Annotated in this window: 24 protein-coding genes; 14 read left to right on the top strand and 10 right to left on the bottom strand. The window is 44.8% G+C overall.

The genetic code is table 11. From position 1 onward, the window contains the following. Nucleotides 1–207: hypothetical protein (locus tag ACHZC4_RS16060; protein ID WP_394754886.1), on the top strand; the 207-nt coding region annotated here is incomplete at its 5' end. A gap of 161 nt (nt 208–368) precedes the next feature. Here ACHZC4_RS16060 and ACHZC4_RS16055 read toward each other — a convergent pair. Beyond that, nucleotides 369–2,654, bottom strand: coding sequence for a DNA internalization-related competence protein ComEC/Rec2 (locus ACHZC4_RS16055; RefSeq protein WP_394754885.1), 2,286 nt, complete (start codon nt 2,652–2,654; stop codon nt 369–371). A 74-nt stretch (nt 2,655–2,728) separates the two neighbouring features. Here ACHZC4_RS16055 and ACHZC4_RS16050 point away from each other — a divergent pair, with 74 nt between their 5' ends. Then, a complete protein-coding gene (locus tag ACHZC4_RS16050; RefSeq protein WP_394754884.1) occupies nt 2,729–3,265 on the top strand; it encodes a DUF2062 domain-containing protein in 537 nt (178 codons plus the stop codon). Nucleotides 3,266–3,327: 62 nt separating this feature from the next. Here the strand turns inward: ACHZC4_RS16050 and lolD are convergent, their stop codons facing one another. From lolD to fur, 3 genes are read right to left on the bottom strand one after another with little or no spacing between them, the layout of a single operon-like run. Further along, a complete protein-coding gene (lolD, locus tag ACHZC4_RS16045; RefSeq protein ID WP_394754883.1) occupies nt 3,328–4,008 on the bottom strand; it encodes a lipoprotein-releasing ABC transporter ATP-binding protein LolD in 681 nt (226 codons plus the stop codon). Then, on the bottom strand, nt 4,001–5,248 hold the full coding sequence (locus tag ACHZC4_RS16040) for a lipoprotein-releasing ABC transporter permease subunit (protein WP_394754882.1): 1,248 nt from the start codon (nt 5,246–5,248) through the stop codon (nt 4,001–4,003). The genes lolD and ACHZC4_RS16040 overlap by 8 nt, the downstream gene beginning before the upstream one ends. A 24-nt stretch (nt 5,249–5,272) precedes the next feature. Further along, entirely contained in the window at nt 5,273–5,695 is a 423-nt protein-coding gene (gene fur / locus ACHZC4_RS16035; protein WP_394754881.1) for a ferric iron uptake transcriptional regulator, read from the bottom strand. Between the two features lie 144 nt (nt 5,696–5,839). Here fur and ACHZC4_RS16030 point away from each other — a divergent pair, with 144 nt between their 5' ends. The 4 genes from ACHZC4_RS16030 (at nt 5,840) to ACHZC4_RS16015 (ending at nt 10,345) form a co-directional block, all read left to right on the top strand. Next, entirely contained in the window at nt 5,840–6,346 is a 507-nt protein-coding gene (locus ACHZC4_RS16030; protein WP_394754880.1) for an outer membrane protein assembly factor BamE, read from the top strand. Between the two features lie 168 nt (nt 6,347–6,514). Continuing rightward, nucleotides 6,515–8,671, top strand: a complete 2,157-nt coding sequence (locus tag ACHZC4_RS16025; protein WP_394754879.1) for a zeta toxin family protein — start codon at nt 6,515–6,517, stop codon at nt 8,669–8,671. Between the two features lie 166 nt (nt 8,672–8,837). Further along, nucleotides 8,838–9,095, top strand: a complete 258-nt coding sequence (locus ACHZC4_RS16020) for a type II toxin-antitoxin system RelB/DinJ family antitoxin (RefSeq protein WP_394754878.1) — start codon at nt 8,838–8,840, stop codon at nt 9,093–9,095. 173 nt (nt 9,096–9,268) lie between these two features. Then, a complete protein-coding gene (locus ACHZC4_RS16015; protein ID WP_394754877.1) occupies nt 9,269–10,345 on the top strand; it encodes an alkene reductase in 1,077 nt (358 codons plus the stop codon). Nucleotides 10,346–10,398: 53 nt separating this feature from the next. On the opposite strand, the gene ssb is transcribed toward ACHZC4_RS16015, so the two are convergent. Both ssb and ACHZC4_RS16005 read right to left on the bottom strand, forming a co-directional pair. Further along, nucleotides 10,399–10,905 (bottom strand): single-stranded DNA-binding protein, encoded by a 507-nt coding sequence (gene ssb, locus ACHZC4_RS16010; protein ID WP_394754876.1) that lies wholly within the window; start codon nt 10,903–10,905, stop codon nt 10,399–10,401. Nucleotides 10,906–10,923: 18 nt separating this feature from the next. Further along, a complete protein-coding gene (locus ACHZC4_RS16005) occupies nt 10,924–12,285 on the bottom strand; it encodes an MFS transporter (protein WP_394754890.1) in 1,362 nt (453 codons plus the stop codon). A 341-nt stretch (nt 12,286–12,626) separates the two neighbouring features. Between ACHZC4_RS16005 and ACHZC4_RS16000 the strand changes: the two genes are divergently transcribed. Next, nucleotides 12,627–13,877 (top strand): HlyC/CorC family transporter, encoded by a 1,251-nt coding sequence (locus ACHZC4_RS16000; RefSeq protein ID WP_394754875.1) that lies wholly within the window; start codon nt 12,627–12,629, stop codon nt 13,875–13,877. A gap of 55 nt (nt 13,878–13,932) precedes the next feature. On the opposite strand, the gene ACHZC4_RS15995 is transcribed toward ACHZC4_RS16000, so the two are convergent. Both ACHZC4_RS15995 and ACHZC4_RS15990 read right to left on the bottom strand, forming a co-directional pair. Further along, entirely contained in the window at nt 13,933–16,623 is a 2,691-nt protein-coding gene (locus tag ACHZC4_RS15995) for a hypothetical protein (protein ID WP_394754874.1), read from the bottom strand. Between the two features lie 63 nt (nt 16,624–16,686). Further along, nucleotides 16,687–19,173 (bottom strand): hypothetical protein, encoded by a 2,487-nt coding sequence (locus tag ACHZC4_RS15990; protein WP_394754873.1) that lies wholly within the window; start codon nt 19,171–19,173, stop codon nt 16,687–16,689. A gap of 428 nt (nt 19,174–19,601) precedes the next feature. Between ACHZC4_RS15990 and leuC the strand changes: the two genes are divergently transcribed. The 7 genes from leuC (at nt 19,602) to ACHZC4_RS15955 (ending at nt 24,355) form a co-directional block, all read left to right on the top strand. Beyond that, nucleotides 19,602–21,002, top strand: a complete 1,401-nt coding sequence (gene leuC, locus ACHZC4_RS15985) for a 3-isopropylmalate dehydratase large subunit (protein ID WP_394754872.1) — start codon at nt 19,602–19,604, stop codon at nt 21,000–21,002. Nucleotides 21,003–21,013: 11 nt separating this feature from the next. Then, the gene (gene leuD / locus ACHZC4_RS15980; RefSeq protein ID WP_394754871.1) at nt 21,014–21,628 is read left to right on the top strand and encodes a 3-isopropylmalate dehydratase small subunit; all 615 of its coding nucleotides are present in this window, start codon (nt 21,014–21,016) and stop codon (nt 21,626–21,628) included. Nucleotides 21,629–21,667: 39 nt separating this feature from the next. Beyond that, complete coding sequence (locus ACHZC4_RS15975) at nt 21,668–21,892, top strand: hypothetical protein (protein ID WP_394754870.1); 225 nt, start codon at nt 21,668–21,670, stop codon at nt 21,890–21,892. Continuing rightward, the gene (locus ACHZC4_RS15970; protein WP_394754869.1) at nt 21,889–22,113 is read left to right on the top strand and encodes a hypothetical protein; all 225 of its coding nucleotides are present in this window, start codon (nt 21,889–21,891) and stop codon (nt 22,111–22,113) included. Before ACHZC4_RS15975 ends, ACHZC4_RS15970 begins: the two co-directional genes overlap by 4 nt. Nucleotides 22,114–22,259: 146 nt before the next feature. After that, complete coding sequence (locus ACHZC4_RS15965; RefSeq protein ID WP_394754868.1) at nt 22,260–22,490, top strand: hypothetical protein; 231 nt, start codon at nt 22,260–22,262, stop codon at nt 22,488–22,490. Then, nucleotides 22,487–22,747 (top strand): hypothetical protein, encoded by a 261-nt coding sequence (locus ACHZC4_RS15960; RefSeq protein WP_394754867.1) that lies wholly within the window; start codon nt 22,487–22,489, stop codon nt 22,745–22,747. Before ACHZC4_RS15965 ends, ACHZC4_RS15960 begins: the two co-directional genes overlap by 4 nt. 69 nt (nt 22,748–22,816) lie before the next feature. Beyond that, entirely contained in the window at nt 22,817–24,355 is a 1,539-nt protein-coding gene (locus ACHZC4_RS15955; protein ID WP_394754866.1) for an alpha-isopropylmalate synthase regulatory domain-containing protein, read from the top strand. 4 nt (nt 24,356–24,359) lie between these two features. Here the strand turns inward: ACHZC4_RS15955 and ACHZC4_RS15950 are convergent, their stop codons facing one another. Both ACHZC4_RS15950 and ACHZC4_RS15945 read right to left on the bottom strand, forming a co-directional pair. Then, nucleotides 24,360–24,704, bottom strand: coding sequence for a hypothetical protein (locus ACHZC4_RS15950; protein WP_394754865.1), 345 nt, complete (start codon nt 24,702–24,704; stop codon nt 24,360–24,362). A 49-nt stretch (nt 24,705–24,753) separates the two neighbouring features. Continuing rightward, on the bottom strand, nt 24,754–25,182 hold the full coding sequence (locus tag ACHZC4_RS15945; protein WP_394754864.1) for a heme-binding protein: 429 nt from the start codon (nt 25,180–25,182) through the stop codon (nt 24,754–24,756). Nucleotides 25,183–25,191: the final 9 nt, after the last annotated feature.

Here is a 25,191-nt window from a genome sequence, read left to right as displayed (position 1 = left end):
TGTAGTACTGTCTTTGCCAGATGTCCCGATCCTGTGGTGCATAATGCTGAAGTCGTATTCTGCGGTACATTTTATCCTCCCCAAATCTACTTCTGCTTTACCTACAATTTGGGGGCGGACGGTTTTAAAATCAATGGGAGTAGTAAACCAAGTAAAAAATCTATAGCTAAGCCCATACAATTTTCCTACGCAAACATTGAGCCATGAATATCGACTCAGTACAGTTAAAATTTATTATCTATTGATAACATATTTGTATGTTTCTTTCTGTTAAAAATTACCACTATCTCTAGGAGAGAGACTAAGTTATAAAGTCATTAACTCAGCCACTCTTTGGGTTATAGCTTTGTATGTTGAAATTATTCTTCTTATTTATTATTCCAATATTTGCCATCACTGTAACGAAACGTGCTGACTGGGGATTCACTGTTTTCTGTATTGATAGTGATAGCGCCACTGTAAGCGGTATTAAATATTTTTGCCTTGCTTTGTTGATAGCGAGACAGCACATCAGGATGCGGATGATGAAATTGATTCAAATAACCCGCAGGAATAATAATAGTATCTGGGGCAACCGCGTTTAAAAATGCCAGCGTCGATGACGTTTTGCTGCCATGATGTGGCGCAAGCAATATATTTGCCTTTAACTTTTCGCCATAACGCAAAACCAATTGTTGTTCAGCACTGGCTTCAATGTCACCGGTTAATAATACCGACCCTTGTTGGCTATCAATACGCAATACACAGGAATTATCATTATCTGATTCAAACGCATGATTCGGCGATAACACAGTAAATTTCACGTCATCCCATAGCCAGGATTGCCCCGCCACGCAGACAGTGGGTTTATACGCATTTAGTTGTGCAGGAACACTGGTGATAACCTGTGCCGTGGGTACGGCATTTAGCAAAGTTTCCGCGCCGCCGATGTGATCACTATCGCCGTGACTGATCATTACTGTGTCTATTTTATTCACTTGCCGGTTACGTAAAAACGGCAATAGCACGGTTTGGCCGCTGTCCGTGCCGGAATTGTATTTAGGGCCAGTATCATAAATGAGCCAATGCGAGGCTGTTTGTACCGCTACCGCCAAACCTTGTCCGACATCCAGTGCTGTCATAGTAATATGGCCGATTTTGGGTAGCTGTGATTTGGTAAATACCAGCGGCAATAGCATGATAATGCCCAATCCCCTCGTCGGCATACCTCTAGGAGCCAGCAGTAATATCACGGCAGGCACAGCAAACCCCAGTACCCAAGGCGAGGGCGCAGTATGGTTTAAGGTAGCGAATGGCAAATCAGCAAGTTGTACCAATAGCCAGATTAAACCTTGCAATACGGTATCTACCAGCCAGAACAGCGCTAATGCCAACGCAGATGATATCGGCAATAAAAGAGTTGCAACTAAAGCTACCGGTACAATCAAAATCTCAATAACGGGTACAGCAATAAAATTGGCGATGGGTGCAATTAAAGAGATTTGTTGAAAAAACACCAATAATAACGGCGCTAAGCCTAACGAAGTCGCCCAGTTTACTTTGAGCGTTCCAAGAAGAGTACCCGGCGTTTTTAAACGGGCGCTGATGGTATAGATAATCAACGCGACCGCCAAAAATGACAGCCAGAAACCCGGCGCTAAAACCGCTAATGGATCAGTTACCAAAATAGCTAAGAGCGCAACAGCCAAAATGTGGAACGGACGACTATTACGTTGCAGGATAATTGCCGTCATGGCGATAGCCAGCATAATGATGGCGCGTTGGGTGGGTACGGTGAAACCTGCTAAGGCAGAATACAATAAACCAAATAGCAACGAGGCAATAGCCGCCACTTTTTGCGGTGACCAAGCCAGTAATCCCGTTCGCGCCCAAAATTTTAACGTTAGTAAATAAACCAGGCCTGCAACTAGGCCAATATGGGAACCGGAAATAACAAACAAATGCGTAGTGCCGGTTTTTCGAAAAATTTCCCATTGCGCCTGGCTAATACTGTGGCCATCGCCTAAAGTTAACGCTTTTATCAGGCCTAAGTTTGGCTTGTCCGGCAAAGCTCGTGCTAGCAGATCAGTAATAGTTTGCCGCCAGATTGAGACATGATTCCAGGCGGCGTCACGCGACAATAATACCGGTGCAGGTTGCCTTCTAACAGAGCCGGTAGCGCCTATGCCCTCGGTAAACAGCCAGCGTTCATAATCAAAAGCGCCAGGATTTAAAGTACCGTGTGGGCGTTTTAACTTAATGGTAAATGCCCAATGTTGCCCAGCCTTTACAGGATATTCAACGTCATACCAACTTAATCGGATTGTAGACGGTAACGGAACGCGGGATTCGGTAATGCAAAAATTAAACCGCACACCTTTTTCGTTTTGTTCCGGTAACTCAGAAATGTAGCCTTTAACGGGAATTTCTATGCTTTCCAGTTGCTTAGGCAATTGGTCGGCTAATCGCACCGACGCAAAAAGGATTGTCCATAACACACCGATGCTAAAACATAGACACAGCCAATAGCGCCGCCATACAATAACAGCAACAGCAACAGCAACAGCAACAGCAACAGCGAATACGCCGCTGTAGAGCCAAGGATTTTCCGGTAGCACGGAAAACTGTTGGACGAATAATAATCCCGCTAAAAATGACAGCGTGGCAAAAATCATGGCATGTTGTTGTGTTTTTTGCGCTGAGCAGCGGATAAGTCTTAGTAGATAGATAACCTAATTTATAGACCATTATGGCAAAAGAATTTATACAAAAAATGTTGGATCGGTTTGTGCCTAACCCTGATGTAATAAAACACCATAAAAGCTTGCAATTTTTAGGGGATAAATTGCATGATCCTAATTTGTGGCATTTGAGTCGTCGGTCTATATCTATGGCGTTTGCAGTCGGTCTTTTTTGTGCCTGGATTCCAACGCCAACGCAGATGGCATTTGCAGCTATGGGGGCGATTTATTTTCGCGCCAATTTGCCTATTTCTGTTGCTCTAGTATGGGTGACTAACCCCATAACTATGCCACCTTTATTTTATTTTGCCTATCGGGTGGGATTGTCGTTTATGAATCTTGAATCGCCCAGTGATAATTTTAAGTTTTCGCTGGAGGGTATGTGGTCTGGCTTAGGGGATGTGTGGCAGCCCTTTTTAGTGGGGTGTTTGATTATGGGCATTACTTGTTCTGTGGCCGGATACCACGGTATCCGTTACTTTTGGGCCTATGAAATCCAAAAAAAGTGGAACGCACGTAAGGCCAAAAGAAATCTTAAAGTCTAGCCAGTTAAGTAGAGACGCAAAATCTTGCGTCTCTACAGTAAGCGCTATGTAGTTATAGTTTTTTAACTGACAATAAGGCCATCTTCCATGCGTAACACCTTGCCTATTTTTTCTGCCAGCGTGACATCGTGGGTAACTACCAGAAGGCTGACATTCAGTTCCTGATTCAATTCCAGCATTAACTGATACACCTGTTCAGCTGTTTTACTGTCCAGATTGCCGGTAGGTTCATCGGCAAGTACGCATTTTGGCTTGTTAATCAAAGCCCTGGCGACGGCGGCTCGTTGCCGTTCACCACCGGATAATTCACCGGGCTTGTGTTCAATCCGATGCCCCAGACCTACGCGCTGTAATAGCTCAATGGCGCGATCCTTGGCTTCTTGTATGGACAAATTGGCAATCAACAACGGCATGGCAACATTTTCCAACACGGTAAATTCAGCCAGCAGATGGTGCGATTGATAAATAAACCCTAAAGACCGGTTGCGCAATTTGGCCAGTTTGCTGGAGTTAACGGTATTAATGTTAACGCCGTCCAGGATCACTTCGCCGCTGCTGGGTTTTTCCAGGCCACCGAGCAAATGTAGCAACGTACTTTTGCCAGAACCCGATGCGCCCATAATCGCCACGCGCTCGCCAACACCGATGGTTAAATCCACCCCTCTCAGTACAGAAACGTCCAGTCCACCCTGGTCGTAACGCATGGTCAGTTGTTTGCATTGTAAGATGCTCGCGTTATTCATATCTAAGCACCTCGGCTGGATTGATTTTCGCTGCTTGCCACGCTGGGTAAATAGTAGCTAGCAACGACAATAAAAACGCCATGCCAGCGATAGCATAAACATCAGTCCAGATCAGTTGCGAGGGCAATTCACTGATAGTATAAATTTGCGCGTTCAAGAATTTGATATGAAAGGTTTCTTCGATGTTATGGACAATGGCAGGCACATTTAACGCCAATAACACGCCACCTATCGTACCTAGAACCGTGCCGATAACGCCGATAATCGTGCCTAACACCATAAAAATTCCCATAACCGATGCAGAGGTTAAGCCTTGGGTTTTTAGGATAGCAATGTCAGCGCGTTTGTCGGTCACTACCATAATCAGGGTTGAGACGATATTAAACGCCGCAACCGCAACCATCAACAACAAGATGATCGACATCACGCGTTTTTCCATTTTAATGGCCAAAAAGAAATTGGCGTTGGCTTTAGTCCAGTCGCCGACTTGATAATTATCCTGCAACGCAGTGCTTAATGCTTCGGTGATTTGTGGGGCATTCAACAAATTATCAAACTTAATACGCAAGCCTGAAACCGCACTTTCCAAGCGGAACAGTTTGGCCGCATCGTCAATGTGAATCATGGCCATATTACGGTCGTATTCATACACACCGACCTTAAACACACCGACCACAGTAAATCGTCGCATACGCGGCACTACACCTGCTGGCGTAGAATTAACCTGCGGACTGATAACAGTAAGCTTATCGCCAGTAGAAACACCCAGATAAGTTGCCAGCTCTTCGCCCAAAACAATACCGTATTGGCCAGCGACCAAATCCGATAATTTACCTTGTTTCATGTTGTCGGCAACCTCTGAAACTTTAGTTTCATTTTCCGGCAAAATGCCACTCAGCACCGTTCCGCTAACGCGTCGGTCGGCATTAATCATCACCTGACCGTTAATGAACGGCGCAGTGCCTTCTACATGCGGAAAGTCAGCCAGCTTTTGGTCCAGACTGCGCCAATCATCCAATTGTCCATAATTGCCGGTAATGGTAGCGTGGGCGGTCATTTTCAGCATACTTTTGCTGATTTCATCGACAAAGCCGTTCATGACAGAAAGTACGGTAATTAGTGCGGTAACACTTAAAGCAATGCCTAATACAGAGGCCAGTGTGACAAAAGAAATAAACTGCGTACGGCGTTTGGCGCGCGTATAACGCAAGCCGATATAAAAAATGAGTGGTTTAAACATGAAGTTTATAAGGTAGAGAAAGAATCAGTTTTTTTGGCATTGAGGACAAAAACCATACAGGTACAAACTGTGGTCTGTCAGTTGGTAATCCAGTTTTTTGGCAATTTCTTTTTGTCGGGTTTCAATGATTTCATCAGTAAACTCATCGACTTTACCGCATTTTATACAAACGATGTGGTCGTGGTGACTGCCTTTTGCCAATTCAAAGACCGAATTGCCGCCTTCAAAATGATGCCGTGTAACCAGTCCTGCGGACTCAAATTGGGTTAATACCCGATACACAGTCGCCAGACCAATATCACCATCTTCCGCTAACAAAATTTTATAAATCTTTTCAGCTGTTAAATGGCGGTCGGTACTTTCGTTCTCAAGAATTTGTAGAATTTTGACGCGCGGCAAAGTTACCTTTAAGCCTGCATTCCTTAAATCATGCGTTTCCAAGATCATCTCCTTGTAGTAGCCAGACTAGCTGTTAGATTTGTAGCAAGGCTACATTGTAGCCTTTTTTGATGTTTAAGGTCGTGACAGTTTTATAGGATTATCGTTTAACATCCTGTATGATTTTAGTTTTAAAATTATGCCTCGTTCCCGATGAGAAAATCGCTTTGTTTTTTAAGTGTGTCAGCCAGTCTGACGCTGACTGCATGCTCTACCGCTTTGAGCTATTTGCCGGTCTATACCATTGATATTCAGCAAGGTAACATTGTTGATCAGGCGATGGTTGACCAGCTTCAACCCAAAATGACCAAACGTCAAGTGCTGTATGTTCTCGGCTCTCCTATGTTAAATGATATGTTCCATCAGAAACGCTGGGATTATTTGTTTTCGGAAAAACGCAACGGTGAAGACCGGCAACAGAAAAAACTCACCTTATTTTTTGATGATGCTGATCAAATAAGCGGCATACAAGGTGATTTTAAACCCGGAAACGTGCCGCAATTTAAACCCACCCTTGAAACTACAGTGGATGTGCCTAAACGCGATATTGATAGAAGCCTGTGGGAAAAAATCATCGGGGTATTTGGTTTCAGTGGTGATGATGACGCACCTAAAGCGGCTAAAGAAAATAAAAATACCGAAAATAATTTGCCGCTCTAAGCTCCTTAGACACCCTTAGACAAATAGAACACAGCGGATAGCCAAATAAACTGATTTAAAATCAGTTAAATCTGTCCTCTTTGTTCTATTTCCAATGACACTAACGCTACCGATTGTGACCGTCAGCGCCCTCTTATCCCCACAACACACCGCACTGCGATCCCGTTTATGAACGAAAATTCGAGCCGCCACATTCAAGGTTATGCGCAATTAAAAAAGCTGCGTACCGCCCTGGCAATAGCTCAAGCAACCAAACTCACCTCAACGCTTAAACAAGAAATTGAAGATACGGTTACCCAAGATCAGGCCAAGCGTGTTACTTATCTTACCGGATTGTTTTCGCGGATACATCGCGATTTATTTTACGACTGGAAAGAGCAGGCCATCATTAATCACAGGCCCGGTACTATGCCTGATCCTGCCAAGCGTAAGGAATTTCGGGAAGCTATCGAATGTTTGGTTTTAGACGACGATGCCAATGACGATACCGCTATTTTTGATAATAATGGCTTTGTTATCTGGACAGAAGATATCGCCGAAAAATTGACGGCGTTTTATCAAAAAATGCGTTTGATCAGGCCGTTTAATTATGGCAATCGCATCACCCTAGATTTTTTTATGACCGCACTCGGTAGCTTACCGGCATTTAAAAGTGTTTATGAGCAAGGCATTGATTTTAGGCGGCTTGATAGCAACGATCCGGCGGTGCTGCATGATTGCCATAGCCCACTACAGGCCGTGGCCAGCGCTTTTAAAAACGCGCTTGACCCGACCCGCAGTAAAAGCTTGCAAAATACCGCCAACGGTTATGGCAAATGGCCTGAAAATAAAAAATTTATTTCTGGTATTCCGTTTTTATCCCATAAAACTGCCGATGGTATTTCTTGTTTGGTATCGGTAACCGGTGGCCTGGTTCCTATTGAAAGCATCAGGACGGAATTACTTATATTGGGCAAGCATTTAGCAGATTATCCCTTAAGCGCTGTTAATCATGTGATTGGTTATTTGCCGGGCACGGAAGCGTTACGCCAGCCTGGGAAAAATGATATGGATGGGATTAGCATCGGCAGTAACGGTGCGGCGCCGCTGTTTTGTCTGGACATGAATATGTTGACCGGGCTGCGTACACCCGGGCATGCAGAATTGATAGATTTACTTAAGCAATGTGATGGCGACGATGCGCTCATTTTTGATCTGGCCAACAATGAAACTTTAAAACAAAAAATGCTGTTGGCGGCACATGATGAAAGATTAGAGCGTGCGGTGGAAATTGCTTACGAACGTCTGGCAAAAATTACCCAAAAATTGCAACACTCTAAACAGGCAATTTTTGAGGGCAAAATTCCGGATGCGCATCCCAAACTATTTATGTCGATGGGTGGAGCCGGTTCTGGAAAAACCGCCGTTGAAGAGATTGCCACGGCGCAATGTGGTTATAATTTTGTCATTGCTTCGCTGGATGAATTTCGGAAAATAAGTGATTTGTATCAGGTGTTAACCGCAGCTAACCATCACAGTGATGATTATATGTACGTGGAACCTTTTGCTACGCGCTTACGCAGTTTGGTGGCAGCTTTTGCCAGGGAAGGGCGGTTTAATATTTTATACGATGGCACCGGTATTCCTTACAAGCCACGGTATGCCCATTTGGTTGAACAATTTAAAAGTGCAGGTTTCCATACCCAAGTTACCGCTGTTGATGCCTTTCTGGTTAAACCTGAAGGCCGTGAAGATGAATTGCCGCGCTCGGCGGTGATTACCAGTGTAAAAAAACGCTTTAAAGAAGAGGGTAGGGCGCTTCCGTGGGTGGTGACGGTAGATAAGCATTTGCGTGCGCCGACAACCTTTTTGACCGCTTTGCAGCATCGTGCTTTAGATAAAATTTCGCTGTTTGCCAATGACAGCCATAAAGACAGGCATTATCTGGTGGCCGAAAGTTTTATTTTTTCCGAAGAAGAAATTCGCAGCTTGCAAGCTCAGCAACTGGCAGGGTCACTGGCCGCTTATTTTGAGAGCTTGATTGAGAATCGTAATGATTCGATTCTGAAAAATATAGCATTGGGGAATAAGGCTAAGTTAATGACGTTACTGGAAAGAAACCCCGCTTTTAATGAAACTAATGTAGGTTACCAAATTTACAGCAGCAAATACGGTAATCGGGTATTACTGATTTATAACACCCGTCGTTTGGTTGATTTTGTGGAAAAAAGGCAGTTAAATCCCAATGCTTCCGGCGAAGAGAGTTTATTGCATAAACCCGAAGCCCTGGCGTTTTATATTGATCCTTTGTGTAAAGAGCCTTGGCTGACACGGTTGCAGGATTAGTCTGTCAGTAGGATTTTGGTGGATCAGATCGCCACTCAATGAGTTAGCGTCTAATTCTTGCCAAAAAATTAAGCTTGGTTTTAGCAACCAAAAAGGCCCTTTGATTTTTTAATATTTGTCATTACAATGAAATGACTTCTATTGTAATTTTTAGGATATGGCCACTATGTCTCGTTCTGCTACCTATCAAATCCGTATAGACGAAAAAGAAAAGGAAGAAACCTTTGCTGTGTTGCGTGATCTTGGCATCACCCCTGCACAAGCCGTGAAAATGTTTTTCGCACAAGTGCGCATCACTCGCTCAATTCCGTTTCCTATCGAATACACACCCAATGAAAAGACAGCAAAGATTCTTTTGGAAAATAAAGACTATTCAAAAGATTTTAATAATCTTGATGACTTATTTGCTGATCTTGAAAGTTAATGCGTACCATCATTTACAGTTAGAATTAACCGGTACACACTCGGATTTGTTTTAACCCTATTCACCCACACTAAAATGACTTTCGACTTAAGGCAGTACAGATACCAACGTTTAAACTTAAACTATTTGGGATTGAGTCGTAGGCTTTCCACTCCCAAAAACCAAAGGTAACTATGACCATACACCTAAACACCCCTATTAATTTAGGCGCTTTGCACTTACCCAACCGCATTATCATGGCTCCCCTTACTCGAATGCGAGCCCCTAACAGCGTACCAACCGAGATAATGGCAACCTACTACAGCCAACGGGCATCGGCGGGTTTAATTATTTCAGAAGCTACTCCAATTTCACCGCAAGGCGTAGGTTATCCGTCAACCCCGGGTATTTGGAGCCAGGAACAAATAGACGCTTGGCAAAAAATTACCAGCGCAGTACATAACAAAAATGGCCGGATGTTTCTACAGCTATGGCATGTAGGCCGCATTTCGCATCCTGATTTTCATGATGGCGATTTGCCGGTAGCGCCTTCAGCCATCATGCCGGATGGCCAAGTGTTAACGCCCAATGGTATGAAGCCCTTTGTAACGCCACGCGCGTTAGCAACTGAGGAAATTCCAGGCATTATTGATGATTACCGGCAAGCTGCCAAAAATGCCCTGGCCGCAGAGTTTGACGGTGTCGAAATCCACAGCGCCAACGGCTATTTGCTGGATCAGTTCTTGCGCGATGGCACAAATGAACGCACCGACCAATACGGCGGCTCATTCGAAAATCGTGCGCGGATTTTATTGGAAGTTACCACGGCAGTGGTTGACGTATGCGGCGCTGAGCGTGTGGGTATTCGTCTGTCACCCAGCGGTACCTTTAACGATATGGCAGATTCCAATCCGGAAGCCATTTTTAGTTATGTTTTAACCGAGCTTAGCCGCTTTAATTTAGCTTATCTGCATATAGTCGATGCCTTAGAAGGCGATATTCGCCATGGTGCTAAAGTCATCGCGCTTGACGTGCTGCGTAAAGCCTATCACGGCAACTTAATAGTGTGTGGCGGTTACGATCAAAACCGTGCTGAAACAGTGCTGGCAGAAGGCAGAGCCGATGCGGTAGCTTTTGGGCAGTTATATGTTGCCAATCCTGACTTGGTAGAGCGTTTTCAACAACACGCCCCGCTTAATCCGCCTGATCCAAGTACATTTTATGGCGGTGATGCAAAAGGTTATACCGACTATCCGAGTTTGACGGGTTAATCTAAAAAATGTAGGGCACAAAATCTTGCATATCTAGGACGCTAAAATACGTCCTAGAACGGAATATCATCATCAAAATCATCAAAATTTGCTGGCATATTGGGCATGCTGCCCTTATTAGGTTCGGGCATAGGCCGTGATTGCGGTTGAGCGGAGGGCTTTTCCGTCACGGAATGGCTGCTTTGCGAATATTGACTAGGCTCGGTATTATGCATAGCCCCCGTGCCGCCACTTCTACTACCCAACATGTGCATTTCAGTCGCGATAATTTCGGTGGTATAGCGATCTTGGCCATCCTGACCTTGCCATTTACGGGTTTGTAAACGGCCTTCTACATAAACTTGACTGCCTTTTTTTAAATACTCACCGGCAACTTCTGCCAAACGATTAAAAAATATCACCCGATGCCACTCGGTCGCCTCTTTTTTTTCGCCAGATTGCTTATCCTTCCACCTAAAAGTCGTCGCCACACTAATATTAGCTACCGCTCCGCCCGTGGGCATGTAGCGTATTTCAGGATCTGCACCTAAATTTCCAATCAACGTCACTTTATTGAGCATAGCGATCTCCTGCTGTTTTTAACGGTTCACATATTGATTAATTAAAGATTGCAATTGATCTTTTTCCAAACACTGGTTATCCACTTTTAAATACGCCACGGCTTCATCCGTGCGTAAAGTAATCTCTTCCACACCCTTGACTTTTAAGACTTTTTTAACGAACTGCTCTATTTCATGTTCCGGCATATCTGTTAAAGAAATCATCAGATTGGCCCAGTAACGCGGTGGTTTCATCCACAAAGATAATAAAAACCAGCTAAAAGCTGCGGCCGCACAAAACCAAAATACCGCGCCCATACCATATTGCCCATAACACCAGCCGCCTGCCGCACCACCAATGCCTGCACCCAAAAACTGGCAACTGGAGTAAATTCCCATTGCGGTACCTTTTAAATCGCCAGGTACGGTTTTTGAGATTAATGAAGGCAAAGTCGCCTCCAGAAGATTAAAGCCACAGAAAAACAGCCACAAAAAAATCACAATGCCGGTAAGGCTAGTGTTTGTGCTTGCTAAACCCAAATCGGCAATAATAAGCGCGACAATCGCACCGATAAACACGCCCTTCATTTTGCGCTTTTTCTCCGCCAAAATGATAAACGGAATCATGGCCGCCATAGAGGTAACAAACACAGGCAGATAGACCAGCCAATGTTTGCTGGGTAACAAACCTGAATCACGCATGGCCAATGGCACGACCACAAAGCTGGCTGTCAGCATTAGATGCAAGGTAAAAATACCATAATTTAAGCGTAGTAATTCAGCATCTTTAAAGATACTAGAAAATTTCGATGGATTAAGCTGTGTATCACTGTGACTTTTATAACTGGCCGGATTGGGCACAATATAAATCACCACCGCTATGGCCATAAGCGTTAACAGCGCCGTCATCCAAAACAGGCCGGAAACACCGATAAGATCGGCAATTACCGGCCCTGCAATAATGGCAACACCAAAAGATACCCCAATGCTGGCACCAATCAGCGCCATGGCTTTGGTGCGGTGCACTTCTTGGGTTAAATCAGCGACCAAGGCCATGATAGTTGCGGCAATTGCCCCCGAACCTTGTATTGCCCTTCCGATTAACACACCATAAATAGTCGTTGACAGCGCGGCAACCACACTGCCGATAAAAAACAAAATCAATCCAATAATAATGATTTGTTTACGGCCATAGCGATCTGACAAAATACCGAAAGGAATTTGCAATACCACTTGGGTTAAACCATAAATACTGATCGATAACCCCATTAAAAACGGCGTAGAACCTTCTAATTGTTCGGCAAATAGCGACAATACCGGCATAATTAAAAACAGCCCCAACATGCGCAACGCATAAATACTGGCCAATGACCAGGTAGCACGCTTTTCCGATGCCGACATCGGACTGGTAATATCCTGCACGTTTGTCAAAATGAGCAACTCCTTGAACTAAACTATCAAAAACAAACTCAATCGGCACACAAACAGTAAGGCGCTTTGATTGATTTTGCAAAAGCTAAGATTATAACAATCTTTAATACCCAAACGTGTGCATTCGTAAAATGCGCGTTACTTCTTGCTAACAGCTCGTCTTAAGTTGATTTAATCTGGCAACAGTCGACAAATAGATGATTTGCATAATGTTTAGCTAAAAAAATTATTATTTGGCCGCTGATGATTAATCTTGACAAATCTATCAGATAATAGAAACTAGAACTGCTTTCACAACACGAGTACCTTCATTGAACGATATGCCCCTTAGTATGCTGTTTGGCATGCTCGCAGTTATGCTTATTCTTTCTGCATTTTTTTCCGGTTCTGAAACGTCTTTAATGACGCTCAACCGTTACCGCTTAAAACATCTGGTTAAATTGAAACATAAGGGCGCAATTAAAGCCCAAGTGCTGCTACAACGGCCAGACCGTTTACTGGGCCTCATTTTACTGGGCAACAATTTCGTTAATAACTTTGCCTCGTCGATAGCCACTGTTATTGCTATAAAATTGTATGCCGATGAGGAATCCAGTATTGCCATTGCTGCCGCGATTCTGACCATCGTCATGCTGATTTGTTCAGAAGTGACCCCCAAAACCCTCGCCGCTTTAAAACCGGAGCTTCTGGCTTTTCCTGCCGCATGGATATACACGCCATTACTGAAAATATTTTATCCTATCGTTTGGTTTGTTAATTTATTTGTCAATTTATTGCTAAAAATTGTCCGTGTTGATGTGAAGAAAAATCACCAGCATAAACTCAACAAAGATGAGCTAAAAACTATTATTTCTGAAGCGGAAGGCTTAATGTCGCATCGCTACCAGAAAATGCTGATGAGTATTCTTGATCTTGAAACGGCAACGGTTGAAGACATCATGACGCCGCGCAATGAAATTGTGGGCATAGATTTGGAAACATCGCTTGAAAGTATTATTGATCTCATAAAGCACAGCCCTCATACCCGTTTGCCGGTGTATAAAAAAAGTATTGATCGGGTGGTTGGTTTTTTACATTTACGCAAAGTGCTGTTGTTGCTCAACATGGATGATTTCGACAAACAAACCATTATCAGCCTTGCGGTTAAACCTTCGTTTATCCAGGAAAGTACCCCAGTACATGCCCAGATAATACGTTTTAAAGATGAAAAAATCCGTATGGGTCTGGTTGTTGATGAATACGGCGATGTACAGGGCTTGGTGACAATGGATGATTTACTACAGGAAATCGTCGGCGAGTTAATTACCGAAGATATAACCGCCAGAAAGCAAAGTGACGGCAGTTATTTGGTCGATGCCAATATTACTGTCCGGGAATTAAATCGTGTTACTCAATGGTCATTGCCTACCGAAGGCCCAAAGACATTAAATGGGCTGATTATCGAATTCATGGAAACTATTCCGGATGTAGGCATTAGCATTAAGCTACACGGTTACCCGCTAGAAATTATTAAACGTGATGATCACGCCGTAAAGCTGGTTAAGTTTTTGCCGCAAAAATAACTGGCTATTACGGAAGCTTTGCATCTGAGCATCAGGCTCATAGCCGCTGGGTGCTCTAGATAACAACAAAATCCGTATGGCTTAACGGCAAATTAACACCCAAAGTAGCCAATTTTACGGCATCACCCAAGCCCGAACCATCGGCATCGTAATACAACACGCCAGTGCTTTTGTTGTAAATCACATAGTCGTTATTATCAACAGCCTGTGCCGCAATCACAAAGTTACCGGCTTTTAATCCGCCTAATACCAAGCTGGTAAAAATCGAATTATCTAGGTTGATGGTGTCATCAACCGGTTTAAAGTCAGTGATTTTAGTATGGTTGAAATCAATCGATAACGAATTAAAAACAAACGTATCCTTACCCAAGCCGCCGGTTAATACATTGTTGCCATTGCTACTGCTATAACCGCCGTTTAGACTGTCATTACCATTGCCACCAGATAAAATATCATCGCCATGCCCCCCTAACAATTCGTCATTACCATTGTCACCGTTTAGCTTATCGTCACCGTCGCCACCAATTAAGGTGTCATTGCCGTCATTACCGTACAAGATATCACTACCTAAACCACCATCCAGGGTATCATTGCCAGCATTGCCGGTTATTTTGTCGTTGCCCGCCCAGCCAGAAATCACATCATTGCCCGCTGCGCCCACCAAACTATCATTGCCGGCTGATTCGGTTTTGCCCAGTTGGCTGATGTTAATCACCAACGCCTTGCTGTCAAAAAGGGTTGTGCCATAAGACAGCGTTACCGTAAAGTTGACCGTTTTGTTGACCGCCAAGCTTTCTATTGCAGTGTAGTCAGGCGCAAAACTGTAAGTGCCCGATGTTTTATTGACCGTTAATGTACCGTAGGCGTTGCTTGCGGTTATCGTCGGTTGATAATCTAGAGAAGCGCTGTCTTTTATCCCGTAGGTAAAAGCCGCGTGATTCACTTGGCCGGGCGTTAATTTTCCGGTAACGGTTGCAAAATGATCGTAAAAAGCCGTGTCGGTATAATGGATAGCATTGGGGGCTTTTAACGTTGGCGAATTGAGGAAAACCTTGGTCGTTCCGAGGGTAGTTAATGCGCCACCCGCACCTTGTGCACCTGTATTACCATCCTTAAATAGCCAGTCGATAGAAACCAGCTCGGAATGATGGGTTACATCGGTGTTCTTATACGCCAATAATGATAATATCTGGTTGACCTTGGCAGGGGTGGCATTGGCGTTAAATGTCATGGTCAATTTACCCGCACTGGCGCTGACCGTACCCATACCAATACCGGATAAAACCGCCTTATCGCCCACAAAACTCAACTTGCCGCTACCGGAAAACACATCCTGGCTATTAGCGCCGCCGTGCCGTATTAAAGTGATGGAAGCGCCAGCGTAATGGCCTTGTGTATTTAATTCAGCATCAACAACATGTGCCCCGCTGTGTAATATTACAGCAGCGCCCGCTTGTTTATAGAAAGCCACATTTTCGTTTTTGCCAAACGTGCCATCTAAACTGCCATCAGGGTTATAGCGCACTAATTCGCCGCTGATAATCTTTTGGCTACCATCTGGATTGAAATCTGCGGAAGCTGCTTTAGCCAGCAAAATTTTGCCATCGGCCTGCAAGCTCATAGTGGTGTAGGAAGACGTTCCGGCGACAACCAGCTTGCCATCGCCTGAAAAGCCAGTATCCAGCGTGCCATTAGCGTTATAACGTACTAAAGAAAGTAGGCCTTTGTCTGTAGACTTACCTAGCGCCAAAATTTTACCATCCGTTTGTACAGTAATATTTATCAGGTAATCATAATCAGAACCCAAATCGGTAATGACTCTGCCATCGCCTGAAAAGCGGGTATCTAAAGTTCCATTGGGGTTATAGCGAACCAGAGCAAAGTTACCGTTGCTGTTGCCTGCCAGTAATATTTTGCCATCGGCTTGAACACTCATTGTGCTTACACTATCCGAATCAGAACCTAAATCAGTATTGACTTTACCATCGCCCGAAAAACTGTTGTCCAACGTGCCATTGGCGTTGTAGCGAAATAGCGCAATGTTGCTGCTATAAGTACCTTCGGCCATGCTCGTGCCAGCCACTAAAATCTTGCCATTGGCTTGCACCAAAACCTCATTAGCGACATCTTTATCGGGGTTACCGGAATCGTCGGTCAATGCTCCTATAGTGGTGGTGACCATGCCATCACCGGAAAAACTTTTATCCAGCGTACCGTTAGGGTTGTAACGCACCACAGCAAAGTCGCCGTCACTTTCACCAACTAGCAGTATTTTTTTATCAGCTTGTAAGGCCATGGCATGAGCATAATCGTAATAACCCAAATGGGCAGACACTTTGCCATCTTCCGAAAAGCCTGTATCCAAAGTGCCATTGGCATTAAAACGGAATAAAGAAAAATCGGAAGGTGCGGCAGGGCCGCCAAAAATGCCGCGCCCGACATCAATAGAACCGACTATCAATAATTTTCCGTCTGATTGCATGCCGGTCAGATTACCGTAAGGCAGCGCTGTATTATCAGTACTAATGCTGTTACTCCAGGCGCCATTCGTCTGGTAAGTATTTATACTGGATAGGTAATCATAGCCAGATGAGCCAGCCACATATCTCACGTCAAGAACAAGAATTTTACCATTGACCAACGCGTCGGCATAAAACGTACTTGGATGGCCTGAGCTAAAAGCAACGTCTACAGTCACCTTGCCAATACGGTTAAATAGCAAATGAGGAGCGGTATTTTTGGGCATAAGTACCTTGGCGCTGGCCAGAAAAAACAACGACTTTTATTTAGAGTATTTGCTGTGCGGTGCTTAAACGATAACAAAATCCGCATGAGTCAATGCCAAATGAATACCCAGTGTGGCAATTTTTTCAGGGGCTTTAACACCACTGGAACCATCGGCATCATAAAACAACACTCCAGTATTTTTGTCGTAAATCAGGTAGTCGTCACTGTCGACGGCGTTGGGTGCAATCACAAAGTTTTGGGCGGCCAATACACCCAAACTTAACGCATCGAAGTCAAAGCTACTTAGGCGAATGGTGTCATCAATGGGTGTAAAGTCAGTGATTTTATCGGTGCTAACTACATATTCTGACCTATCAAAAATAAAAATATCTTTGCCAGCCCCGCCCGTTAATACATTAGTGCCACCGCCGCCGTTTAACTTATCATTGCCCTTGCCACCGTTTAAAACATCATTGCCATCTTCAGAGCCAGGGTATCCATCACCACCCAATAATGTATCATTGCCTACATTACCGTAAAGTGTGTCGTTGCCCTCGTTGCCGACTAGCTTATCATTGCCGATGTTGCCTACTAATGTATCATTGTCAAGCATGCCATACAGGGTATCATCACCGCTATTACCACTTATTTTGTCATGACCTTCAAGGCCATAGATAACATCGTCTTTCACCGTACCGATTAAAATATCATTGCCATTGGATTCAGTATTGCTTTGTTGCAGCAGTTTTATGGCCAGTGTTTTGCTATCGGTCAACGTGCCTGCCAATACGCTGACTGTAAAATTCACTGTTTTGTTACTCCCCAACAGATTAATGGCCTCGGCATTCGGTACAAAACTATAGGCACCGGTTTTAGTATTCAGTGTTAACTCGCCATAGGTACTATCATAGGCTTTGACGGTATTATTGCCATTATCAGCACTATCAACAATGTTAAACGTTATCGGGCTGGTGCCCACTTTGCTGGCTGATAATTTGCCTGACACAGTTGCAAAACTGTCCTGAAAAACCGTGTCGGTATATTGGATAGCCGCAGGCGATTTAAGGATTGGGCTGTTGATCTTAACATCGGTAAAACCGATAGCGTTTAGCTTTCCCCCCGTGCCTTGCGTACCGGTATTGCCATCACTGAATAGCCAATCGATACGCACTTGTTGCGATGTGTGGACTACGGTGTTTTTATAGGCCAGTGAGGATAAGACCTCATCCACTCGCGCTTGGGTGGCATTGATATTAAAAGTGATAACCAATTTGCCTGCGCTGTTATTGATTGTACCGATAGCAACCCCGGATAAAAGCGCATTGCCGCCGCTGAAGCTTAACTTACCCGCACCGGAAAACACATCCTGGGTGTTTGCACCACCATGCCGCGCTAAAGTGACTGAAGCCCCTGCATAATGGCCTTGTGCGTTTAATTCGGCATCAAAAATACTGGCTGAGCTATCTAGCACCACAGCGGGTTTGTTGTCGGCGTAAGTGGCACTGCTGTTTAACGTGTGTGTACCGCCAAACAAGGTATCTAAACTGCCGTTGCCGTTGTAGCGCAGCAGGGCAAAATGACCATCGCTGCTGCCTGTCAGCAATATTTTGCCATCGGCTTGTACGGTAATAGAGTCTGCGCGGTCATCGCCACCCAAATCGGTTATTACTTTGCCATCGTCTGAAAAACTGGTATCCACCGTGCCATTGGCGTTATAACGCACGACAGCGACATTGCCATCACTGTTGCCAGCCACTAAAATTTTGCCATTGCTTTGCACGGTAACAGCGCGGCCACCGTCATCAGTACCCACGTTGGTTATTACTTTACCATCGCCAGAAAAGCCGGTGTCTAATGTGCCATTAGCATTGTAGCGTACCAAAGCAAAGTCAGGGTAAGCGGGATTGGAGGCATTATTTGCGCTGGTAAGTGTGGTTGCCTCACCCGCCACCAGAATTTTGCCGTCGGCTTGTACGGTTACCGCATAGCCGTCTGCACCATCTTCTACCGCAGTCGTTAGTTTGCCATCACCCGAAAAGCTGGTATCTAAAGTGCCATTGGTGTTGTAACGCACCAAACCAAAGTAATTTGGGAAGGATTGGCCGTTTTCATAACCCCCCGTACGACCTGCTACCAAAATTTTGCCATCGGTTTGCACAGCAATGTCGAGTGCGTACTCATAGCCTCCGCCAAAACTCACCCGCGTAGTCACTTCGCCATCACCCGAAAAACTGTTGTCTTGCGTACCATCTGGGTTATAACGCATGACGGAAAAGTTTGAACCATGGCCTGTTACTAATATTTTCCCGTTGCCCTGTGTAAAAACAGACGTGTGATAGGGATAGGTATTTTTCAAAGTGAGCGTGGCCATACCATCATCAGAATAGCTGACATCTAAACTACCATTGGCGTTGAAATGCACAAAAGTGAGATCAGTTTCGTTAGTGCCGGTTACCCAAATGTTACCATTGGTTTGCACCTTGGCGTAGTTGGCTTGAAGAGCAATAGAGGAATCGACAACTTTACCAGTGGGCTTAACTAAAAAATGGGGCGGGGTATTGGTAGACATAAAACCTCAGTTGAGTAAATATGTAGCTGACCCATGATATACGGGTAAATTATGCTAAATATTTGACACCTAAATATCAAACAATAACAACCCAGCAAAATATCGTTCAAAAATATCATTTGAAATAGATGATTACAATAATTTTCCACAAATACTGTAAATATTACCTTCAGGTTGTTATTGTAAATTGTCTAGCTTACTATAAAGGCGGCAGTGCCTATATAGCCTCGCTCTGAGTCAGTGTGTAGGCTTACAAAATGTACCCAGTAAAATACTGGATACCATCAAAAATTTTGAGTAATTCTGCCAGATTGCCAAACCCGCCAGATTTGGAGGATAATAGAATGTTAATATGCCTGTGTTATCGATTTACCTATACACGTCATTGCTTTCCCTAGCGATGACCTCTGTCAGCTTTGGAAACTATTATGAAAAAAACCATGTACGAAAAGATTTGGGACAGCCATCTGGTCGTTGAAGTACCAGGACAAGCTCCTCTAATCTATGTTGACCGCCATTTGATGCACGAAGTCACCAGCCCGCAAGCCTTTGAAGGTTTGCGCATCAGTGGTCGTCCTGTCCGCAATCCGCACAGTATTTTGGCCACAATGGATCATTGCGTACCGACTAAAAACCGCCACTTGCCTATTGCTGATCCTATCGCCAAAAAGCAAATTGAAGTGATGGCGGAAAATTGCCTGGAAAACGGCCTTAACCTGTACGACATGAAAAACCCGAATAACGGCGTGATTCACGTTGTCGTGCCGGAACACGGTTTTGTGCATCCTGGCATGGTCGTGGTCTGCGGCGATAGCCATACCGCAACCCACGGCGCATTTGGTGCCTTGGCGTTCGGTATCGGTACTTCGGAAGTGGAACATGTGATGGCGACACAAACGCTGCCACAACAAAAATCCAAAACCATGTTGATACAAGTCAACGGTAAATTGTCCAAGTACTCTTCAGCTAAAGATATTGCTTTGGCGATTGTCGGTAAAATTGGTACTGCCGGTGGTAATGGCCATGTTATCGAATACGCAGGCGAGGCCATCAAGGATTTAACGATGGAAGGCCGCATGACGTTGTGCAATATGGCGATTGAAGCCGGTGCCAGAGCAGGTTTAGTCGCCCCCGACGAAAAAACCTACGCCTATTTACAAGGTAAAGAATTCGCACCGAAAGGCGCAAACTGGGATTTGGCGATGGCGTACTGGCAAAGCCTGCCCAGCGACGAGGATGCGGTATTCGACACTATCGTCACCCTGGATGCTGCCGACATTGCCCCGCAAGTGTCCTGGGGAACCTCGCCCGAACAAGTGGTGGGCGTGAACGGTTCTGTGCCATCCCCCGACAGTTTTGACAACGAAGGCAAACGCAAAGCCTGTGAAAGCGCGTTGGCTTATATGGGCTTAGCTCCCAATACCAAAATGACCGACATCGCCATCGACTTGGTGTTTATTGGCTCATGTACCAATGGCCGCATCGAAGATTTCCGTATTGCCGCCGAAGTGGCCAAAGGCACCAAAGTGGCTGCTGGCGTGCAGGCGATTGCTGTCCCTGGTTCGTATCATGTTAAATCACAGGCGGAAGCCGAAGGCCTGGATAAGATTTTCCTGGATGCCGGTTGGGAATGGCGCGATCCAGGTTGCTCCATGTGTTTGGCGATGAATGGCGACGAGCTGACCAAGGGCCAACGCAGTGCCTCCACCTCGAATCGTAACTTTGAAGGACGGCAAGGTAAAGGTGGGCGTACGCATTTGGTATCGCCAGCGATGGCAGCAGCAGCAGCAGCGGCCGGACATTTTGTTGACATACGCGAATTGGCATAACGGGGAAACTAATGGAACCTTACAAAAAACACGAAAGTCTTGTTGCGTTAATGAACCGCAGCAATGTGGATACCGACCAGATTATCCCTAAGCAGTTTTTAAAGCGAGTGGAACGCAGTGGCTTTGGCGCACATCTGTTCCACGACTGGCGTTTTAATGACGATGGCAGCGATAACGCTGACTTTGAATTGAACAAGCCGGTTTTTAAAGGCGCTAAAATTCTGGTGACTGGCGACAATTTTGGTTGTGGCTCATCGCGCGAACACGCGCCGTGGGCGATTGCCGATTATGGCTTTAACACCATTATCTCCACCAGCTATGCAGATATTTTCTATAATAACTGTTTTAAAAATGGCATCTTGCCTATCGTCGTCAGCGCCGAGCAATTGGATAAGCTGATGGCGGAAATCAATGCCAACGAAGGTGTTAAGTTTGTGGTGGATTTAGAAAACAAACAAGTCACCACACCGGCTGGCAATGGTTTTACCTTTGATATTGATCCGTTCCGCCAGGGCAATTTGTTGAGCGGCTTGGATGATATTGGCTTGACGTTAATCCATGTCGATAAGATTACCGCCTATGAGCAACAGCATAAGCAGACTTATCCGTGGCTTTGGGCTAGTTAACAGCAATTACAAGGAATGAATTGACCTATCTTTATCAATATGAAAATTATTGGTGAAATAGTTGCAATTGAAATTATTGCAGAAGGTCATGGCATTCGTGAGCTGGCATCATTACGGGAACGTTATGGTTACGGCAACTGGCGCAAGAAAAAAGGTGTTGCGCTCGTAGAATTACCGGATGGATCGGTTGCTGAGGCAGAAGTTCATTGGTATGAGGCGCATGGAATTGGAAAAGTTAAGCTAAAAATTAAGAGGTGGATATGAAATTTGTAGTTTGCATGGAAAATACCTCTTTAGGCGATTTCTCAACCGATGATTTAACCCTTGGCAGGCTTTACGAAGTCGTTGGGGAAATAGATAGCCGTGGCATGTTGCGAATTATTGATGATTCGGGTGAGGATTACCTGTATCCGGCGCAGTTGTTCGAAACTATAGAAATTCGGGATAGTATGGCCGAACGGTTACACTCGCTTTTTAAAACATAGGTGACTGCCGTTGTAGGTTGGGGTGAGGCAACGAACCCCAACTTGCTTTCTATATGCTTCCCAATCTACAAAACTGTAAAAAAAGTTGGCTGTGAAGGCGTGTAATTTATTGAAATGATTTATTACTTGGATGGAAGGTTTATTCAATGGCCAATACGACAAATATAACTGATGGCGCTACCGAAGTGGCATTTTTAGAAAATAAGGTTGCGAAACTGGACAACGAGTCATTTTTGGCATTTCGTAATTGGTTTTTTGAATTTGAACAACAGCGCTGGGATCAAAGACTCGAAGAAGATTCCACGAATGGCAAGCTTGATTTCTTAATCAATGCCGCTATTCAGGAGCATCTTGCCGGGAAAACGAGGGATCTTTGAAACATAAAACGACAGCAAATTTTTGGGATTGTTATGATAATTTGCCGAGTGAAGTCCAAAACGTAGCCGATAAAAACTTCGTCTTGTTAAAACTTAACCCACAGCATCCATCGTTGCATTTTAAGAAAGTGGGTAAGGTTTGGTCTGTCCGTATAGGTTTGAATTACCGTGCAGTGGCAGTACCGTTTGAAGATTATTTTCTTTGGACGTGGATAGGCACGCATGATGAATATATCAAATTAATTGCGTCTAATTAGCTCAATGATAAATTTTATCATTGAGAAACGACATCGTATTGCTATAACATCCTGAAGAAATCAGGGAATATGACTACACAACCCAGAAAAATCCAGCTGATGGACACCACCTTGCGCGATGGCGAACAAACGCAAGGCGTGTCATTTACCCCGACTGAAAAAGTCAGTATTGCTAAAGCCTTATTGCAATCGCTGCGGGTAGACCGTATTGAAGTGGCTTCGGCACGGGTTTCCGAAGGCGAAAAAGAAGCCGTCACTAACATTAACAGCTGGGCAAAACAAGCAGGTTTTGGCGGTTGTGTGGAAGTACTGGGCTTTGTTGACCACACCAAAAGCGTGGACTGGATATTGGCTACCGGTGGCAGCGTCATCAACCTGCTCACTAAAGGCAGTGAAAAACATTGCCGCGAACAACTTGGCAAAACTCTCGCTCAGCATACCGATGACATCATTCGTACCGTTAACTACGCGCTGCAAAAAAATCTCAAAGTTAACGTTTATTTAGAAGACTGGTCGAATGGCTACCAAAACAGCCCTGACTATGTTTATGCGTTAATGGACAGCCTGCAACACACCGGCATCAGCCACTTTATGCTGCCCGATACTTTGGGCGTGTTGTCGCCTGAAGAAGTCTTTAACAGCCTGGATGATATGTGTACGCGTTATCCAGCATTAGCATTTGATTTCCATCCACACAATGATTACGGTCTGGCCACAGCGAATGTAATGGCGGCGGTGCGGGCGGGGGTCAGCTCCATCCATTGCACCATTAACTGTTTGGGCGAGCGGGCGGGCAATGCTTCGCTGGCGGAAGTGGCCGTGGTGTTGCGCGACAAAATGGCCATGCAGATTGGAATTGATGAAAGCCATCTGGTACATGTTAGCAATATGGTGGAAAACTTTTCCGGCAAGCGAGTTGCTGCCAATGCGCCCATTATCGGTGCGGACGTGTTTACCCAAACAGCGGGTATTCATGCTGATGGCGACCAGAAAGGCGGGTTGTATAAAACCAGATTAGGGCCGGAACGCTTTTCGCGCATTCACAGTTATGCTTTGGGCAAAATGAGCGGCAAGGCCTCGCTCAAAAAAAACCTGGAACAGCTGGATCTGAATTTATCGGAAGAAAACCAGAAAAAAGTGCTAGAGCGCATCGTCAGTTTAGGCGATTCCAAACAAACCATCACCACCGATGACTTACCGTTTATTATTGCCGACGTGCTGGAAAGCAAAGATTACCAACACATCAAGCTGCTGAATTGCTCGATTACCAGCGGACTCAATCTGGAATCCACCGCCAGCATCCGCGTCAGCATAGAGGGCACTAAACATAACGCGACCGGCGCTGGAAATGGCGGCTTTTCTGCGTTTATGGATGCTATCAGCAAGGTGATGCAATCACATGATTATACATTGCCAACGCTTGCCAATTACGAAGTGCGCATTCCTAAAGGTGGGCATACCGATGCGTTAACTGAATGCGTGGTTACCTGGGATTGCGGCGGTGAACTGCGCAAAACCCGGGCGGTACATGCTAATCAGGTGTTTGCAGGGGTGTTGGCGGCGCTTAAGATTATTAATATTCAGTTGCATGAGCTTAATCAGACGTAGATTTTTACTTTATCAACTGAATCTTCACAAAAGCATCCATAGTACCCATCACTCTTCCAGAACCATCAATTTGGTTACCGGTACCAACAATGACGCGTACCTTTTTGCCTTTATAACCTCCCAAATTGTTACCCGTTGCCATCATCAGTTTTTCGCATAAATCAGCGTTGCATAATGCCGTGTGCGGTTTACCTTTTTTATCCAGGATAGTCAGGTAGAAATTGTCTGCACTTTCAAACTGACTGATTGTGCCTTTAATAACTTTAAGCGGATGTCTACGGTTTAAAGCCTCAGCAGGTAAACTCAAAAAGCAAACGCTTAATAATAAAATGAATGCAAACGTTTTCATTTAAGTGACCACACACTGAACTGCCCAATATAACCTTTGAAATAGTGCCTCAAATACCGGCAAAAAAACCAGCCGCTTCAATACCCACAATCGCACAATGCTCATCCTGATCAGACACATCACCACTGACACCGACTGCGCCAATAAGATTATTGTCCTTATCACGAATAAGAACGCCGCCGGGTATCGGCATTACTCTACCCTCTGCTACATCTATTAAAGCATTCATAAAATCGGGTCTTTGCAGCGCCACACCGGCCAGGCTACGAGAAGATACGCCCATATTAACTGCGCCCCAGGCTTTTGCAGTAGCAATTTTTTGGCGAATCATACTGGCACCATCCTCGCGTTGCATGGCTTTTAAATGCCCCGCAGCGTCCAAAACCACAATAGTTAACGGGGCGAGCTTGAGTTGCCTAGCCTTACCTAAGGCAGTTTGTATGATTTGATTGGCGTGTTTGAGTGTTAATACTGTCATTAAGGGTCT

Source organism: Crenothrix sp. (assembly GCF_043729335.1).
Lineage (GTDB): Bacteria > Pseudomonadota > Gammaproteobacteria > Methylococcales > Methylomonadaceae > Crenothrix.
This window is presented reverse-complemented; position numbering and strand designations above follow the sequence as displayed.

Bases quoted from the DNA above. Each gene is read 5' to 3' on its own strand.
- ACHZC4_RS16055 (WP_394754885.1), bottom strand. From the start codon at position 2,654: ATGATTTTTGCCACGCTGTCATTTTTAGCGGGATTATTATTCGTCCAA.
- ACHZC4_RS16050 (WP_394754884.1), top strand. From the start codon at position 2,729: ATGGCAAAAGAATTTATACAAAAAATGTTGGATCGGTTTGTGCCTAAC.
- lolD (WP_394754883.1), bottom strand. From the start codon at position 4,008: ATGAATAACGCGAGCATCTTACAATGCAAACAACTGACCATGCGTTAC.
- ACHZC4_RS16040 (WP_394754882.1), bottom strand. From the start codon at position 5,248: ATGTTTAAACCACTCATTTTTTATATCGGCTTGCGTTATACGCGCGCC.
- fur (WP_394754881.1), bottom strand. From the start codon at position 5,695: ATGATCTTGGAAACGCATGATTTAAGGAATGCAGGCTTAAAGGTAACT.
- ACHZC4_RS16030 (WP_394754880.1), top strand. From the start codon at position 5,840: ATGAGAAAATCGCTTTGTTTTTTAAGTGTGTCAGCCAGTCTGACGCTG.
- ACHZC4_RS16025 (WP_394754879.1), top strand. From the start codon at position 6,515: ATGAACGAAAATTCGAGCCGCCACATTCAAGGTTATGCGCAATTAAAA.
- ACHZC4_RS16020 (WP_394754878.1), top strand. From the start codon at position 8,838: ATGTCTCGTTCTGCTACCTATCAAATCCGTATAGACGAAAAAGAAAAG.
- ACHZC4_RS16015 (WP_394754877.1), top strand. From the start codon at position 9,269: ATGACCATACACCTAAACACCCCTATTAATTTAGGCGCTTTGCACTTA.
- ssb (WP_394754876.1), bottom strand. From the start codon at position 10,905: ATGCTCAATAAAGTGACGTTGATTGGAAATTTAGGTGCAGATCCTGAA.
- ACHZC4_RS16005 (WP_394754890.1), bottom strand. From the start codon at position 12,285: ATGTCGGCATCGGAAAAGCGTGCTACCTGGTCATTGGCCAGTATTTAT.
- ACHZC4_RS15995 (WP_394754874.1), bottom strand. From the start codon at position 16,623: ATGCCCAAAAATACCGCTCCTCATTTGCTATTTAACCGTATTGGCAAG.
- ACHZC4_RS15990 (WP_394754873.1), bottom strand. From the start codon at position 19,173: ATGTCTACCAATACCCCGCCCCATTTTTTAGTTAAGCCCACTGGTAAA.
- leuC (WP_394754872.1), top strand. From the start codon at position 19,602: ATGAAAAAAACCATGTACGAAAAGATTTGGGACAGCCATCTGGTCGTT.
- leuD (WP_394754871.1), top strand. From the start codon at position 21,014: ATGGAACCTTACAAAAAACACGAAAGTCTTGTTGCGTTAATGAACCGC.
- ACHZC4_RS15975 (WP_394754870.1), top strand. From the start codon at position 21,668: ATGAAAATTATTGGTGAAATAGTTGCAATTGAAATTATTGCAGAAGGT.
- ACHZC4_RS15970 (WP_394754869.1), top strand. From the start codon at position 21,889: ATGAAATTTGTAGTTTGCATGGAAAATACCTCTTTAGGCGATTTCTCA.
- ACHZC4_RS15965 (WP_394754868.1), top strand. From the start codon at position 22,260: ATGGCCAATACGACAAATATAACTGATGGCGCTACCGAAGTGGCATTT.
- ACHZC4_RS15955 (WP_394754866.1), top strand. From the start codon at position 22,817: ATGACTACACAACCCAGAAAAATCCAGCTGATGGACACCACCTTGCGC.
- ACHZC4_RS15950 (WP_394754865.1), bottom strand. From the start codon at position 24,704: ATGAAAACGTTTGCATTCATTTTATTATTAAGCGTTTGCTTTTTGAGT.
- ACHZC4_RS15945 (WP_394754864.1), bottom strand. From the start codon at position 25,182: ATGACAGTATTAACACTCAAACACGCCAATCAAATCATACAAACTGCC.